Origin of the sequence: Bradyrhizobium sp. AZCC 2230 (assembly GCF_036924495.1) — a bacterium.
Taxonomy (GTDB): domain Bacteria; phylum Pseudomonadota; class Alphaproteobacteria; order Rhizobiales; family Xanthobacteraceae; genus Bradyrhizobium; species Bradyrhizobium rifense.
On record NZ_JAZHRS010000001.1, the window covers coordinates 3,100,982 to 3,116,150 of the forward strand.

Below are 15,169 nucleotides of genomic sequence, written 5' to 3' on the forward strand. Positions count from 1 at the left end.
GACAGGCAGGCCTCCTCGAACCGGATAGGTTTCGGCCCTAGAAGGTATGAAGGTTATCAGTGAGAAGGCGGCCGTGAACGCCAGCTATCCAATTCCGCGACGACTTTTGAGCAATGCAGCCCGCATCGCTAATAATAACTTATGGTAGGATCCCATAGACCGATTGCGCGGGCAGCAGTGCCAGCGCGCTATCCGCCCGATGGCTGCTGGCCAGCAATGATGCGGGCGGATATGGCAGCTGCCTATTTGGACTTTCCCAACACAACTGAATTCGCGCGCGCCGTGCGACGCGGAGAGGCACCGCCCCCAATCAGCTATCGCGGCGCTGGACGCCTGCGGCAGCCAGTTTGGTCGAAAGCTATTATCGACCATTTTGCAATGCCGACGAAACCGGCTCGCAATCCATCGGAAGACCTCCTATGTCTCGTATGAGATCGTCCCTCCCTCCCTTGGCGCTTCCACGTTATTGCCGAGCAAGCCCGTTAGCTGACGGTCGCTTGGCATACTTCTTTGAACCTCCTACCTGGGCTCGCCAACAGGGCTGCGATGTGGCGGCTGAACCATTGGGGCAAGACTATACTAAGGCGATCGACAGAGCCGAGAGAATCCTTTTGCCCGCGTTCGACAATTGGTGCTCACGAGGGCTAAGCGAGATGGTGCCGCGCTCGCCTGCGCTTGGCACTTTCGATTGGCTCGTCAGCATCTTCCAAGCTCATTCAAAATGGAAGGAACTCGATCGAAAGACGCGGCGACAATATACACAAGGTCTTACGCTGTTCGCGAATTATAAGTTGAAGGATGGGAGCCGTGCAGGGGCTCAGCAGCTATCGTCCTTCACGAAAGGTTTCGTCGATGCGGTTTATGCAAAACTCTTAGTCATTGAAGAAGTCAATGAAAGGGGAGATGTTGTCGTGCGAGAGCGACGACGTTTCGCAAATGTCGCTATGATCTCCAGCAGGCGCGCATGGTACGTCGGCCAGCGCGCTCAAGAGAAGATCGTACCAGCTAATAATCCATTTGCACGAATGGGCCTAAAGACGCGTGCTCCAGGTCAGGCCGCGCGGCACACGCCTACAGCAACCTGGGACGAACTCATTGCATTTAGGGCAACTGCCACGAGGCTAGGATATGACTCCATCGGAACTGCCGCATTGTTAACCTGGGAATGGTTGCAGCGCGAGGAGCACGTGTTCGGAGCTTTTGATATCTCGCACTATCGACCGAGTGAGCGGCCAAACAGCGTCAGGATCGTGCATCTAAAGAATGGGGAGGAGGCCTGGTGGCCCCTGTTCGATGAAGGCGGCGAAGCTATCTTTCCTGAACTGATGGACGAGCTGGATGCTATCAAGAGGGCGGTTTCCTCGGGCCTCGCATTCCGACGCGACCATCCGCATCGTAGGTCGGCAACGCCACTTCCATGGATTACTGCACGTGGGGATCTGCGCTATCTGCGTAGCGTGGTAAAAACCATCGTAGTCGCTGCGGGTCTTCGCGCGGAACTATCTTTTACTTCTTTCCGTCACGGCGGCTTCACCGAAGCGGCTGACAGTGATCTAACGGATGCCGAGTTGCGCGCAGCTAGCCGTCACAGATCGGCTCAGCAGCTACCTGCCTATGCAAAGCGCACGCAGAAGCAACTCATCAGAGCCTCACAAAAGCGTCGTGAAGAACGGATAAGACTTGCCCGAATAGTCCGCAGTTTACGCTCCGAATGAGCATATGGGCTGAGCAACACCTATTTTCCGGACCATAAGGGCTTGCGCTTCTCGGCGAACGCCTTCAGCCCCTCCTTGGCGTCCTCGGTCATGGCGAGCAATGCGATCTGGCTTTCGGTGTAGGCGATGCTTTCGTCGAACGACATCGAGGCGATGGCACGCATCGCATACTTGCCGCGACGGATCGCGGTCGGAGATTTGTCGACGATGCGGCCGATCAGCCATTCGACCTTGGCGTCGAGCTCGGCCGTGGGCACGACGTAGTTGAGCAGGCCCGCATCCTTCGCCGTCTTCGCGTCGAACGGCTCGCCGGTGAGCGCCCATTCGTTTATCAGGCGTCGCGGTGCGATCTCCTGCAACAGGCTCAGCACCTGCATCGGAAACACGCCGACCTTCACCTCCGGCAGGCCGAAGATGACGTGATCCGCCGCAACCGCCATGTCGGTCATGCAAAGAAGCCCCATGCCGCCGGCCATGCAGACGCCGCCGACACGCGCGATCGCCGGCTTGGTCGCGTTCTGCGACAGGCGCAACAGATCGGCATAATCGACGTTCGGCCTGGAATGATCCATCGCAAAAGCCGCACCGGAATTCTGCAAGTCCGCGCCAGCACAAAATGCCTTGTCGCCCGCGCCGGTCAGCACGATGACGCGGACGTCCTTGTCGTCATGCGCGTCGCGATAGCCGTGTGTGATGCCGGCGATCACGTCGCCGTTCAGCGCGTTGCGCTTCTCCGGCCGGTTGATGGTGATCCAGAACGCCTGCCCGCGCTTCTCGGTGATGACGCCTGTGGTGTCGGTCATGACGCTTTATCCTTGCTCCCGGTTTGCAGCCATTTGCGGCAGCTCGGGCGCGGCGTGCAAGGGCAATCTGTCGGGAGGCGCCGCTTTAGCGCCTCGACACAAATTTGCGCGCGATCGAACCGCGAGCGCGGCTCAGGCCGCGGCCGCTTTCCTGATCCAGACCTTGTTGTCGTGGAACGCAGCGCCGCCGATCGGGGCGACCGCTTCGGCTCCCGTCAGCATGTTGATGCCGCGGCCGCCAATATGATTCTTGTTCGGATGCACGGACTCCGCAATCAGCACGCCGCGCCGTACACCTTCAAACAGTGCGGCAATCAGCGTGGTCTCGCCGCGGGTGTTGCCGAGCGTCACGGCGTCGCCGTCGGCGATGTCGAGTGCAGCTGCGTCCAGCGGATGGATCATCACGCTCGCCTTGCCCTCGCGCGCCTGCGAGGACGGAGTCTCGTTGAAGGTGGTGTTGAGGAAGCTGCGCGAGGGGCTGGTCGCGAGCCGGAACGGATGGGCCTGATCGGTGTGCTCGATCACGGCCCAATGGTCCGGCAGCGACGGCATCTTGTCGAAATCACCCATCATCTGGCCGAACGGCGGATGCGCCCAATCGGCCTTGAAGTGGAATTTCTTGTCGGGATGAGCGAAGCCATCGAGATAATGAGAAGTGCGGAAGTCCGGCTGCAAATCGCGCCAGAGGTCGGCCTCGAGGCCGGCGATGTCGCCGTGATCGCTGAGCTTCAGCGTCGCGTCGATCAATTCGCGCGGCGTCATCTCGAAACCCCGATGCTTCGCGCCAAGCCGCGGCGCCAGCGCCTGCAACACCTGATGGTTGGAGCGACATTCACCGGGCGGATCGATCAGCTTCGGCCCCACCGAGATGTGCTGGTGGCCACCGCCGTAATAGAGATCGTCATGCTCCATGAACATGGTCGCCGGCAGCACGATGTCGGCCATCTGCGCCGTCTCGGTCATGAACTGCTCGTGCACCGCGACGAACAGATCCTCGCGCGCAAAGCCTTGCCGCACCAGCGCCTGCTCCGGAGCGACGGTCATCGGGTTGGTGTTCTGAATCAGCATTGCCTTGACCGGGCCCTTGCCCAGCAGGGCCTCGGTATCGCCGGTGAGGATGCGGCCGATCTGCGACTGGTCGAGCGCGCGGATCGACTTGTCGAGTGCATCGTGACCTTCGATGACGGCTTCGTTGAAGTGCCATAGCGCGTAATTGTTGAAGAAGGCACCGCCGCCCTCGTATTGCCAGGCGCCGGTCACCGCGGGAATACAGTTCGCCGCATGCATCTGCGTCGCGCCGTTGCGCGAACGCGTAAAACCGTAGCCGAGCCGGAAGAACGTCCGCTTGGTCTCGCCGACAGCTTTGGCGAAGGCCTCGATCTCCGCCACCGGCACGCCGCAAATCACAGACGCCCATTCCGGGGTGCGTGTCTTTAGATGCGCCTCGAGCTCGGCGGGGCAATCAGTGTATTTGTCCATATAGGCGCGGTCGGCATAGCCGTCGCGGAAGAGAACATGCATCACGCCACAGGCGAAGGCGCCGTCGGTGCCGGGCCGCAGCAGGATCTTGATGTCAGCCTGCTTCATCGTCTCGTTGTCGTAGATGTCGACCGCCGCGATTTTGGCGCCGCGCTCCTTCCGCGCACGCGCAGCGTGCGTCATCACGTTGACCTGCGTGTTGACGGGGTTGGTGCCCCAGATCACGACGAGGTCGGAGAGCGCCATCTCGCGCGGATCGGCGCCCGCGATCTTGCCGGTCCCGATCGCAAAGCCGATGCGCCCGACATTGGCGCAAATGGTCTGGTAGAACCGCGAATATTTTTTCACATGCGTGAGGCGGTTGAGGCCGTCGCGCATCACCAGCCCCATCGTGCCGGCGTAGTAATATGGCCAGATCGATTCCGCGCCGAACTCGCGCTCGGCCTGATTGAAGCGATCGGCGATCTCGTCCAGCGCCTCGTCCCAGGTGATCCGCGCAAACTGGCCGGAGCCTTTCGGTCCGATCCGGCGCATCGGAAACGTCAGCCGCTCCGGATGGTGGATGCGCTCGGCGTAGCGAGCGACCTTGGCGCAGACCACACCAGCCGTATAGGTCTGCTTTTTCGAACCGCGGACGCGGCCGATGCTGCGACCCTCGACCACCTCGACATCGAGCGCACAGGCCGACGGGCAATCGTGCGGACAGGTGGAGTGCCGGATCTCGATCTTGGCGTGCTGGTTCATGACCAATTTGGTAACACCAAACTACCGGGCAGCCGAGGGCATTTATCCGGCAGTGCCCATGCAAAATGCTCAAACCATGCGCCTGGCGTGTTCCTGCCGCGACCGCGAAATGCCCCGCCGCCACACCGAAAACGGCCCGATATTCCGGCCGAGATCGACTTTGTGAGGCGTCGACAGTCCGCACCCGCTGCCGCTACAGTCCCAGCCAACAAAAACGAGTTGAGGGAGGTGGGCGTGACGGCCCGACAATTGATGCTGGCGCTGGCCGCCGGCCTGCTCACCGCACTCTCCGCAACTCCGTCCCTGGCGCAAGGCTATCCCGCGCACGCGGTCCGCATCGTCGTGCCCTTCGGCGCTGGCGGGCCGGCCGACGTCGCGGCCCGGCTGATCGGCAACGCGCTCCAGGAGCGCTTTGGTCAGCCCTTCGTGGTCGAGAACCGCACCGGCGCGGGCGGTGTCATCGGCACGGTCGAGGCGGCAAAGTCGCCGGCCGACGGCTATACCTTGCTGATGATGTCCAACACCCAAACCGCGAATGAATCGCTGCTGACGCCGGAGCAGCGCAAATACGATTTGATGCGCGACCTCGCGCCGATCGCGCCGGTGAACTATTCCGATCTCGTCATCGTGGTGAACCCGCAAGTTCCCGCGAAGACGCTGCAGGAGTTCATCGCGCTCGCCAAGGCGCAGCCGGGCAAGCTCAACTACGCCTCTTCCGGCCAGGGCACGCCCTACCACATGGCTGGCGAGCTGTTCAAAGCGATGGTCGGCATCGAAATCGTCCATGTGCCCTATCGCAACAGCGGCGAAGCGCGCAGCGGCGTGATCGGTGGCCACGTTCAGATGATGATCGACGCGGTGCCCGCGATGGCGCCGAACATCGGAGAGAACCAGGTCCGCGCACTCGCGACCACCGGTCAGCAGCGTTCCGCGGTGCTGGCCAATGTGCCGACTGCCGGCGAGGCAGGCGTTCCCGGCTACGAGGCGACGATCTGGCTCGGCCTGATGGCCCCAGTGGGCACGCCAAAGCCCGTGATCGACAAACTGAATGCCGCCGTGAACGCGATGGTGAGGCGGCCGGACATCGTCAAACTCTGGACCGAGCAGGGTGCCGTGCCCATGTCGATGACGCCGGAAGAATTCGACAAGTTCCTGAGGGGCGACATCGCGAAATGGGCCGATGTCGTCAAGAAGTTCGACAAATCCTGAGGCCTTAGCCGTCATGCCCACCATTCAGTTCCAGCTCAACGGCGTGACGGTGACGGTGGATGCCGATCCCGATCAAGCGCTGCTCGACGTGCTGCGTGGCCGACTCGGCACCTCCAGTCCCCATTTCGGCTGCGGGGCCGGTGAATGCGGCGCCTGTTACGTGATGGTTGGCGACCGCGCGATGGCGTCTTGCGACATGCCGATGTGGTCGGTGGCGAACAAGCAAATCGTCACGCTGGAGGGTCTCGGCACGGCCGAGCAACCGCATCCGCTGCAACGCGCCTTCATCTCCGAACAGGCGATGCAATGCGGCTATTGCGTCTCGGGAATCCTGATCAGTGCGGCGGCGCTGCTGAAGCGCAATCCATCGCCGTCGGAGGCCGAGGTCAGAGCGGCGCTCGATCGCAATCTGTGCCGCTGTGGATCGCACAGCCGGATGGTCCGCGCCGTACTGCGGGCGGCATCGGAGATGGCGACGTCATGAGTGCGCTGTCCCCTGCCCCGAAACTTCCGGTCAGCCTCGCAGCCAATCCAAGACTGTCGTCCTGGGTGAAGTTCACCGGCGAAGGCCGCGTTGCGATCTCGCCCGGCAAGGTCGAAATCGGCCAGGGTATCGTCACGGCGCTGGCGCAGATCGCGGCGGACGAGCTCGACGTCGAGATCGGCCGCATCGAGATGATCCGCGCCTCGACGGCTGCGAGCCCGAATGAGGGTGTCACGTCCGGCAGCCTGTCGATCCAGCAGTCCGGCCGCGCACTGCGCCACGCCTGTGCCGAAGTACGCCAGCGTTTCCTCGCGGCTGCATCGGAACGTCTTGGCGTCGATGCGTCGCTGCTCGGTGTCGAGGACGGCACGATCTCCGGGCCCGGCAATGTCAGGACCAGCTATTGGGAGCTGGCTGGCGACGTCTCGCTCGATCACGATGCCATTGCGGGCATTGTGGCGAAGTCCTCAGCCACACGCAGCATCGCCGGGCATTCGGTGCAGCGCGTGGATATTCCCGACAAGGTGTTCGCACGGCCCCGCTTTATCCATGATCAGGCGCTGCCGGGATTGATGCACGGACGCGTGCTGCGGCCGGACATCTCGGGCGCAAGGCTGATCGCGCTCGACGAAGGAGCCGCGCGCGCCGTTTCCGGGCTTATCGCGATCGTCCGCGACGATGGCTTTGCGGGCGCCGTCGCCGACAGCGAGGCCGCGGCGGAAGCCGCGCTGAAAGCGTTGCGTAAGGGCGCAACATGGTCGGCCGGCGAGGCGCTGCCGGATGAAAACGATCTCGCCGGCTTCCTGAGAAGCCAGCCGGTCGAGACCACCGTCATCGACACCAAGGTAGCGGCGACGACAAGGACTACACGCACGCTTCGCCGGCAATACACCCGGCCCTACATCGCACATGCCTCGATCGCGCCGTCCTGCGCGATGGCGCGATGGGATGGCGACCGGGTCCATGTCTGGACGCATAGCCAGGGCGTCTATCTGCTGCGCGCCGATCTCGCGATCGTGCTCAAGCTGCCGGTCGAAAACATCGTCGTCGAGCATATGGAGGGCGCCGGCTGCTACGGGCACAATGCGGCTGACGATGTCGCGCTCGATGCCGTGCTGCTGGCGAAAGCTGCCGGAGGCCGCCCGGTGCGGGTGCAATGGTCGCGCCACGACGAGATGTCCCACGCACCGTTCGGCGCCGCCATGGCCATCGAGATCGAGGCCGATCTCGACACTGAAAACGAGATCGTCGGCTGGCGCCATGCGATCTGGAGCAACGGCCACGCGGCGCGGCCCGGGCGTGCGGCGCAGCCCGCTCTGCTCGCGGCGAGCGAGATCGCAAATCCCTATCCGCGCATTATCTCGACCAATCCCCCTGCCGCCAATGGCGGCGGTGGCGACCGCAACTCTGTCCCGCTCTACGATTTCCCGGCTTGGACGATCACGAGCCATCGCCTGCTGACCATGCCGGTGCGCACCTCGGCACTGCGGACCCTCGGCGCGCAGGGTAACGTCTTCGCAATCGAATCTCTGCTCGACGAAATCGCCGCCCTGCGCGGCGAAGACCCGATCGCGTTTCGCCTGCGGCACCTACGCGACGAACGGGCACGCGAGGTCATCCGCGCGGTAGCGCGACGCGCGGGGTGGAAGCCCGAGAGACGATCCGGCATCGGTTATGGCATAGGCTTTGCCCGCTACAAGAACACCGGCGCCTATTGCGCCGCTATTGCCGAGATCGAAGGCACCGACGAGGTCCGCGTGAGGCGGCTCACGCTTGCGGTCGATGTCGGCGAGGCCATCAATCCGGACGGCGTCATCAACCAGATCGAGGGCGGCGCGATCCAGGCGACGAGCTGGGTGTTGAAGGAGCGCGTCCGCTTCGATCGGACGCGCATCACATCGACCTCGTGGACGGACTATCCGATCCTGACCTTCAGCGAGGCGCCGGCGGTGGATGTCGAGATCATCCAGCGACTGGAGATCGATCCCGTCGGCGCCGGCGAAGCCGCGCACGGACCGGCGACGGCGGCCATCGCCAATGCGGTTTTCGATTGCCTCGGCGTGCGTGTGCGCGACCTGCCGATCACACGCGACAAAATCATCGCAGCCATGGAGCTTGCATCGTGACCACAGTGAACATTTTGAGCGGCGGCGCGGCGCAAGGCCTGGTGCGCGGCCTCGGCGAGGCCTTCAAGGCGAAGACCGGCTTCGGCATCGGCGGCGAATTCGGCGCGGTCGGCGTTATGGCGGACAAGCTGCGCGCGAGCAAGCCGGCCGATCTCGTCATCCTGACGCAGGTCCTCCTTGCAAAGCTTGCCGCGGAGAAGCTTGTCGTCCCCTCCTCGATCGCCGATGTCGGCCGGGTCGAGACCGCGCTGGCGGTCCGCAGCCGCGATCCCAGGGTGTCCGTGAAAACGGAAGCCGATCTCCGCGAGATCCTGCAATCTGCAGGCGCGATCTACGTTCCCGACACCAAGGCCTCGACCGCTGGCCAGCACGTCGCAAAAGTGCTGGATCAGCTTGGCATCGCCTATGAGGTCACGTCGCGCCTGAAGATCTTTCCGAACGGCGCAACGGCGATGCACGAGCTGGCGATGTCCGCCGCGGCGCGGCCGATCGGATGCACGCAGGCGACCGAGATCATCGCGACCGACGGCATCGCGCTATCGGGTTCGCTGCCGCCGGGATGCGAGCTGGTGACGATGTACACGGCCGGCGTGACCACGCAGGCGGCGCATCCGAACGAAGCGTCCGCACTGATTGCACTGCTGACTGGCGCAGATCACAGGGAGCTGCGCCAGCGCGTGGGCTTTGCCGCCTAGATGCGAACCTTATGTGTGCAGCTGGGTGAGACCGGTCGGCGGACCGTCGACCCCGGTCCAACCGCCATCGACGAACAGCGTGCTGCCGCTGACATAGCTAGCGGCATCCGAGGCGAGGTAGGCGACGGCCGTCGCGACCTCGTCAGCGCTGCTCCAGCGGTTGAACACGGTGTGGCCGGCATAGAGATTGTAGATGTCGGGCCGCTGCTTGAACGCGCTGGTCAGCGCGGTCTCCACGATGCTCGGCGCGATCGCATTGACGCGCACCCCGGCATGGCCGACCTCGGAGGCAAAGCCCTTCACCAGCAAGCCGATCGCCGCCTTGGTCGAGCCGTAGATTCCGAGCCCCGGCTCGATCGTGACCGCGCGCACCGAGGAGCAGGCGATGATGCTGCCGCCCTTTTGCTCGACCATGATGCGGCCGAAAGCCTGGAAGAACCAGACCGTGCCCTTGACGTTGAGGTTGAGGACGCGGTCGAGATCCTCCTCGGTGTAGTCGAGGATGGTCTTGCGGATATTCAGCCCGGGCGTCGTCACGGCGATGTCGAGCCGCGAAAATGTCTGCATCACGGTTTTGGCGAGCGCGTTGACGTCGGCAGTGCTCGCGGCGTCGCACGCGGCCGCTTCGGCCCAACCACCCTTGTCGCGGATTCCCGCAGCCGTCGCCTCTGCCGCGTCAAGCGCGCGATCGGCGCAGACGACGCGGGCGCCAAGCCCCGCCAACGCCTCGGCCGACGCTTTGCCGATGCCCGATGCAGCGCCGAGCACCACGGCAGTCTTGCCGGTGAGATCGAAGAGCTTGCGATAATCAGTCACGGACAGCTTCTCCCTGTTGCTGTGAACTATCGCAAGCGCAGTTCGCCGGCCAATGCCGGCGAACGCGCGACAGCTATCCCTTGTATCCCATCAGCAGACGGGGCAGCCACAGCGAGAAGGCCGGAACGTAGGTCACGAACATCAGCGCCGCGATCAGGGCGGCGTAGAACGGCATGATGGTGCGCATCACCGCGCCGACCGAGATGCCGCCGATGGCGCAGCCGACGAACTGCGTCGTGCCGACCGGCGGAGTGTTCAGCCCGAGGGCGCAGTTGATCAGCATCAGCATGCCGAACTGCACCGGATCCATTCCCGCCTTCATCGCGATCGGCAGGAAGATCGGCGTGCAGATCAGGATGGTCGCCGCCATGTCCATGAACGTGCCGAGCAAGAACAAGATGACGTTGATGAGCAGGAAGATCATCCAGGGTTGCGAGGAGACCTTGCTCATCAGGTCGCCGGCGAAGTCGGCCACCTCATAGAGCCCCATCAGATACTGGAACATGGTGGAGACGCCGATCAGCAGCAGCACCACGCCCGTCGTCTTCACCGCCTTCGCTGCGGCGCGCAGGAAGTTCGGCAGGGTCATGGTGCGGTAGATGAAGAATGTCAGCAGGATCGTGTAGGTGACCGCCACGGCCGCGGATTCAGTGGCCGTGAAGACGCCGGACAGGATGCCGGCCAGGATGATGCCGACGATCAGCAGGCCCGGCAGCGCGGCTGCGAACGAGCGGAACACCTCGGCCCAGCCCGGGAACTTGCCGGCCGGATAGCCGCGCTTCACCGCGACGGCGTAGGCGGCGACCAGCATGCACACCATCAGCACCATCGCCGGCAGCAGGCCGGCGGCGATCAGTGCGCCGATGGAGACCTTGCCGCCCGCGGCGAGCGCATAGATGATCATGTTGTGGCTGGTCGGCATTAGCGCTCCGACCAGCGAGGCGTGGGTCGTGACGTTGACGGCGTAGTCGGTGTCGAACCCTTCCTTTTTCATCATCGGGATCATCACCGCGCCCATCGCCGACACGTCGGCCACCGGCGAGCCGGAGACGCCGCCGAACAGCGTGCAGGCGACCACGTTCGACATGCCGAGACCGCCGCGGATGTGTCCCACGAGATTCTTGGCAAGCTGCACGATCTTGTCGGCAACGCCGCCATGCAGCATCAGCTCACCGCTGAAGACGAAGAACGGAATGGCCAGGAAGGAGAAGATGTTCATCCCCGACATCATCTGCTGGAAGATGACGGCGACCGGCAGGCCTTCGTAAAGGATGGTGCAAATCGCCGACAGCCCGATCGCGAAGGCGACCGGAACGCCGAGAACCAGAAAGCCGAAGAAGGTGGCGCCGAGAATAATCAGTTCCATGAGGGGACGACCTCTTCGCCACGCAGGAGAGCAATGATGTGCTCGATTGAGAAGGAGACGATCAGAACGCCGGAGGCGATCAGCGGCACGTAACGGACGACCTCGGGCAGGCCGAGATTGGGGATCTTCACGGTCCCGACCGACGCGCCGAGGATCCAGCCGTTATAGACCATCGCAACGCCGAAGATCGCCACCAGGACGTGGATCACGAGCTCGACCTTCTCGCGTATATGATCGGGAAGCATCACCAGCAAACTGTCCATGCCGATATGTCCGGCATCGCGCACGCCGACGGCGGCGCCGATCAGCGTGACGTAGAGGATCAGCACCAATGCGAGGTTCTCGGTCCAGGTCGGACTGGAATTGAGCACGTAACGTCCGAACACCTGGTAGAACACGATCGTGACGATGACGAGCAGGCCGGTCACGGACAGATACATGCCGAGCCGAGCAACGACGGCATTGATCCGCGACAGCAAGCCGGTAGACGGTCGCCCTTCTACCTCCTGCTCGTGGCTTGCGACGTGAGGGTCTGTCATCATCGTCTCCTTGCAAGGGCCCGGTGCCGCCTCGCGGCGGCACCGGACCGGATGCGCTATGGTGCTACTTCGTGGCCTGGATTCGCTTGACGAGGCTCTGCAGCTTGTCGTCGCCGGCGAACTTGGCGTAGACCGGCTTCATCGCGTCGACGAATTCCTGCTTGTTCGCGATCGTGATGACCTGAACGCCGGCTGCCTCGACGGTCTTGCGCGAAGCCAGCTCACGCTCGTCCCAGAGCTTGCGCATGACGGGCACTGATTCCTTGGCCGCCTTGCGGACCATCGCCTGATCCTCCTTGCTGAGCGTGTCCCAGACCTTCTTGGACATCACGAGGACTTCCGGCGCCAGCGAGTGCTCGGTGACGTTGTAGAACTTGGCGGCCTCGAAGTGGCGCGAGGATTCGTAGGAAGGCCAGTTGTTCTCGGCGGCGTCCACCAGGCCGGTCTTGAGGGCGGTGTAGACCTCGCCATACGGCATCGGCGTCGGATTGGCTCCGAGGCTCTCGATCATGCCGACCCACAGGTCGGACTGCTGGACGCGGATCTTCAGGCCCTTGAGGTCCGCAAGCGACTTGATCGGTGCCTTGACGGTATAGATGGACCGGGCGCCGCTGTCGTAATAGGCCAGACCGACCAGGCCCGCAGGCTCCATGGCCGCCAGGATCTCATCGCCGATCGGGCCGTCGAGCACGTTGCGCATGTGCTGGGTGTCCCGGAAGACGAAGGGCAGACACAGCGCGATGGTCTCGGGCACGAAGTTGTTCAACGGCGATGCGTTGATCCGCATCATGTCGAGCGCGCCGATCTTGAGCTGCTCGATGGTGTCCTTCTCGGAGCCCAGGGCGCCATTCGGAAACACCTTGACGCCGAGCTTGCCGCCGCTCGCCGTCGCGAGCTGCTTGCCCATGAACTTGACCGCCTCGACGGTCGGATAGTCGGCGGGATGGATGTCGGCAGAACGGAAATCGCGTGCGGTTGCGAGCGGCGCCGACACCGCCAATGCAGCGGCTGCGATGATACCGATTAACGTCTTCATCTGGGGTTTCCTCCTGAGTGTGATTATGTCGTCGTTGGGCACGAGCTGCGGGCCGCCTTGGGTCGCTCCACTTCAGGTGTGAAGTCAAGCACTGCAACTGCACCACCTTCGTAGCATTGCGTGGCGGAGTCGAGGGGATTTGGCCGGTTGGTAATGTCCGCCCGGGACAGTGCGACGCTCATCGCGCCCGCTTCTGCAGGGGACCTGTGCGGCAAGCGGCGGCGCCCCGGCGATCGGGCCGCGTCACCGGCCAATGCCGGATGCGCGGGTGCGATGCTCATCGTATCCATAGACGTTCCCCTGGTTTCGTGCTCGACCGCTATTGATTGCGGCTTGAGGTTCGGGCGAGACGATCGGCTCATCCTGTACGAACGCGCCGCATCGGCGCGATATCGCCAGCGTCGTCCCTAGGGCGGGCGGCATTCTGAGTCCAAGCCAAATGCGGCATTGATCGATGCTGGAGTTGCATTGATCAACCATGTGGCGCCCCCGGGAACGATCGGCAGAAATTTCCGTTTTTCAGAATTATGGCCACGCCCAGGTGGATCACGTCAACTCCGGCTGCGGCACGGGCTATGACGCCACCATGTACCTGCTCGAGCGCGGCGGGCGGCTGACCGGCACCGATGGCTGGAGCTGGGATGCACCCTTCGTCTTCACCGCCAGGAAGTATGCGGAGACCAAGGACGCGAGCCTGATCTGGGAAGGCCACAAGGCAGGGCGGCACATCGGCTATTGCCATCTCGAGAAGCTGCACAATCTCGAGTAATTGCCATCGATCGGATTCACGGTCTCATGCTTCCCGGTGAAGATCGAGCGCGCGTCGGCGGGCTGGACCCGCGCAGTCGCCATCATCGACGGTTAGGCAAACACGATCACTCGCCGTCGAGGCCGCTTTCGGCGAGCTCGCGCAGCGCATCGGTGTCGAGTACGACGATGGCGCCGTGCTCGAGGCGCACCCAGCTCCGTCCGGCCCAGGCGCGCAATTGCTTGTTGATACTCTCGCGCGTCATCCCCACCATCTCGCTGATCTCTTGCTGGGTGATCGCAAGCGTGCCGCTGCCGGAGTCGAACTTGCGCTCCTCGGTGAGGCCCAGCAGCGCGCTCGCCAATCGGCCCGGGAGATTCTGCAAGATCACCTGCTCGACCTGCTGGCTGGTCCAGCGCAGTCGCGCGCAGAGCAGCTCGATGAATTTCATCGCCAGCGCCGGCTGACTCTTCACGAACGGAAGGAAGTCGCGGCGGTCGATGATGTAGAGCTCGCAATTGGTGTTGGCGGTCGCATCCGCCGACCGCGGCGCACCATCAAGCACGGCGATCTCACCGAAGATTTCCCCGGGACCGATCAGATTGAGAATGGCATTCCGGCCGTCTGGCGATGAAGAGGAAATCTTCACTGTTCCGGAGATCACCGCGAACAGATTGTTGCCTGGGTCGCCCTTGGCCGCGATCGTCGCGCCACGCTTGACCGTGGTGTGCTTGGCATAGCGGCAGAGCTGATCGAGCGCGTCCGGATCCAGATCTGCGAAGATCGGATGCTTGCGCAGAACCGACAGTTTGTTACCCGACGGCTGCCGGGGGTCGCCGGTCTTGTCCTGAGGCACGCCGGGACTCCTAAGACTGCGAGGCACTGCAGTTCCTGCGTAGTCAACGTTAGCAGGCTTTTCAACCGGAAAGCACGGACACAATTTGAAGCAAATGCCGTTAAGATGCGGAGGTCGCGCCGCGAAATCGCACCCGGAGGGTGCGTCGATGCGTTCCAAGCCATGCAGAGTTGCAGAGAGAGCAAGCCACAGTTGGGGCCGCCAACCAATCACTCCCGGCTGTCGCGACAAAATGCGACAGTAATCTCAGGAACTTCGGCGCTGCGTGTCCGAATCGAGCCGGCCTGCACCGGTCTGTCGATCTGCCCAAGCCAGCGCGGCTGCGAATGTGACAAAGATCGCCACGACGGCGATGACGACCAGCGACGCGTCAATCGGCATTGTACCGTCTCCACCTTATTCCGGCCATTATTCGCGACGCGCGGCGGGCGTCATTGATCGGAATCAAGAATGGGCGGGCGTCGGGCTGGGCCGGGACTCAGGCCGCAGCCAGTGCGCCGCCCTATTCTGTTGGCGGCAGACACTCGTCCGAACCGCGCTCGTAGCCGGCGTG

Annotated in this window: 13 protein-coding genes and 1 pseudogene; 6 read left to right on the forward strand and 8 right to left on the reverse strand. The window is 63.3% G+C overall.

Going from position 1 to position 15,169, the window contains the following annotated elements; all coding sequences use genetic code 11:
* The first annotated feature begins 653 nt into the window (after positions 1 to 653).
* Positions 654 to 1,715 (forward strand): hypothetical protein, encoded by a 1,062-nt coding sequence (locus V1280_RS15025; protein ID WP_334525147.1) that lies wholly within the window; start codon positions 654 to 656, stop codon positions 1,713 to 1,715.
* Between the two features lie 20 nt (positions 1,716 to 1,735).
* On the opposite strand, the gene V1280_RS15030 is transcribed toward V1280_RS15025, so the two are convergent.
* Positions 1,736 to 2,518 (reverse strand): enoyl-CoA hydratase/isomerase family protein, encoded by a 783-nt coding sequence (locus V1280_RS15030; RefSeq protein ID WP_334525150.1) that lies wholly within the window; start codon positions 2,516 to 2,518, stop codon positions 1,736 to 1,738.
* A 132-nt stretch (positions 2,519 to 2,650) separates the two neighbouring features.
* Entirely contained in the window at positions 2,651 to 4,741 is a 2,091-nt protein-coding gene (locus V1280_RS15035) for a molybdopterin oxidoreductase family protein (protein ID WP_334525153.1), read from the reverse strand.
* Between the two features lie 252 nt (positions 4,742 to 4,993).
* Here V1280_RS15035 and V1280_RS15040 point away from each other — a divergent pair, with 252 nt between their 5' ends.
* The 4 genes from V1280_RS15040 to V1280_RS15055 are packed head-to-tail and all read left to right on the forward strand — an operon-like array spanning position 4,994 to position 9,255.
* Complete coding sequence (locus V1280_RS15040) at positions 4,994 to 5,950, forward strand: tripartite tricarboxylate transporter substrate binding protein (RefSeq protein ID WP_334538311.1); 957 nt, start codon at positions 4,994 to 4,996, stop codon at positions 5,948 to 5,950.
* A gap of 13 nt (positions 5,951 to 5,963) precedes the next feature.
* Positions 5,964 to 6,434, forward strand: coding sequence for a (2Fe-2S)-binding protein (locus V1280_RS15045; protein WP_334525156.1), 471 nt, complete (start codon positions 5,964 to 5,966; stop codon positions 6,432 to 6,434).
* On the forward strand, positions 6,431 to 8,560 hold the full coding sequence (locus V1280_RS15050) for a xanthine dehydrogenase family protein molybdopterin-binding subunit (protein WP_334525158.1): 2,130 nt from the start codon (positions 6,431 to 6,433) through the stop codon (positions 8,558 to 8,560). The genes V1280_RS15045 and V1280_RS15050 overlap by 4 nt, the downstream gene beginning before the upstream one ends.
* Positions 8,557 to 9,255 (forward strand): molybdate ABC transporter substrate-binding protein, encoded by a 699-nt coding sequence (locus V1280_RS15055; protein WP_334525161.1) that lies wholly within the window; start codon positions 8,557 to 8,559, stop codon positions 9,253 to 9,255. Before V1280_RS15050 ends, V1280_RS15055 begins: the two co-directional genes overlap by 4 nt.
* Positions 9,256 to 9,264: 9 nt before the next feature.
* Here the strand turns inward: V1280_RS15055 and V1280_RS15060 are convergent, their stop codons facing one another.
* The 4 genes from V1280_RS15060 to V1280_RS15075 form a co-directional block, all read right to left on the reverse strand.
* Positions 9,265 to 10,071, reverse strand: a complete 807-nt coding sequence (locus V1280_RS15060; RefSeq protein ID WP_334525164.1) for an SDR family NAD(P)-dependent oxidoreductase — start codon at positions 10,069 to 10,071, stop codon at positions 9,265 to 9,267.
* Between the two features lie 73 nt (positions 10,072 to 10,144).
* Positions 10,145 to 11,437, reverse strand: coding sequence for a TRAP transporter large permease (locus V1280_RS15065; RefSeq protein WP_334525167.1), 1,293 nt, complete (start codon positions 11,435 to 11,437; stop codon positions 10,145 to 10,147).
* Positions 11,428 to 11,976 carry a TRAP transporter small permease gene (locus tag V1280_RS15070; protein ID WP_334525170.1) on the reverse strand — a complete coding sequence of 183 codons (549 nt, stop codon included), beginning with the start codon at positions 11,974 to 11,976 and terminating at the stop codon, positions 11,428 to 11,430. Before V1280_RS15070 ends, V1280_RS15065 begins: the two co-directional genes overlap by 10 nt.
* Positions 11,977 to 12,040: 64 nt before the next feature.
* Entirely contained in the window at positions 12,041 to 13,012 is a 972-nt protein-coding gene (locus tag V1280_RS15075; RefSeq protein WP_334525173.1) for a TRAP transporter substrate-binding protein, read from the reverse strand.
* A gap of 538 nt (positions 13,013 to 13,550) precedes the next feature.
* Here V1280_RS15075 and V1280_RS15080 point away from each other — a divergent pair.
* A pseudogene (locus V1280_RS15080) lies at positions 13,551 to 13,877 on the forward strand (cyclase family protein); the annotation flags it as partial.
* Positions 13,878 to 13,887: 10 nt separating this feature from the next.
* Here the strand turns inward: V1280_RS15080 and V1280_RS15085 are convergent.
* Positions 13,888 to 14,616, reverse strand: coding sequence for a Crp/Fnr family transcriptional regulator (locus tag V1280_RS15085; RefSeq protein ID WP_334525175.1), 729 nt, complete (start codon positions 14,614 to 14,616; stop codon positions 13,888 to 13,890).
* A gap of 246 nt (positions 14,617 to 14,862) precedes the next feature.
* The gene (locus V1280_RS15090; protein WP_334525178.1) at positions 14,863 to 14,997 is read right to left on the reverse strand and encodes a hypothetical protein; all 135 of its coding nucleotides are present in this window, start codon (positions 14,995 to 14,997) and stop codon (positions 14,863 to 14,865) included.
* Positions 14,998 to 15,169 lie beyond the last annotated feature (172 nt).

Excerpts from the sequence above, each read along its gene's own strand:
- V1280_RS15025 (WP_334525147.1), top strand. The coding sequence starts at position 654 with ATGGTGCCGCGCTCGCCTGCGCTTGGCACTTTCGATTGGCTCGTCAGC.
- V1280_RS15040 (WP_334538311.1), top strand. The coding sequence starts at position 4,994 with ATGCTGGCGCTGGCCGCCGGCCTGCTCACCGCACTCTCCGCAACTCCG.
- V1280_RS15030 (WP_334525150.1), bottom strand. The coding sequence starts at position 2,518 with ATGACCGACACCACAGGCGTCATCACCGAGAAGCGCGGGCAGGCGTTC.
- V1280_RS15045 (WP_334525156.1), top strand. The coding sequence starts at position 5,964 with ATGCCCACCATTCAGTTCCAGCTCAACGGCGTGACGGTGACGGTGGAT.
- V1280_RS15035 (WP_334525153.1), bottom strand. The coding sequence starts at position 4,741 with ATGAACCAGCACGCCAAGATCGAGATCCGGCACTCCACCTGTCCGCAC.
- V1280_RS15065 (WP_334525167.1), bottom strand. The coding sequence starts at position 11,437 with ATGGAACTGATTATTCTCGGCGCCACCTTCTTCGGCTTTCTGGTTCTC.
- V1280_RS15090 (WP_334525178.1), bottom strand. The coding sequence starts at position 14,997 with ATGCCGATTGACGCGTCGCTGGTCGTCATCGCCGTCGTGGCGATCTTT.
- V1280_RS15050 (WP_334525158.1), top strand. The coding sequence starts at position 6,431 with ATGAGTGCGCTGTCCCCTGCCCCGAAACTTCCGGTCAGCCTCGCAGCC.
- V1280_RS15070 (WP_334525170.1), bottom strand. The coding sequence starts at position 11,976 with ATGACAGACCCTCACGTCGCAAGCCACGAGCAGGAGGTAGAAGGGCGA.
- V1280_RS15075 (WP_334525173.1), bottom strand. The coding sequence starts at position 13,012 with ATGAAGACGTTAATCGGTATCATCGCAGCCGCTGCATTGGCGGTGTCG.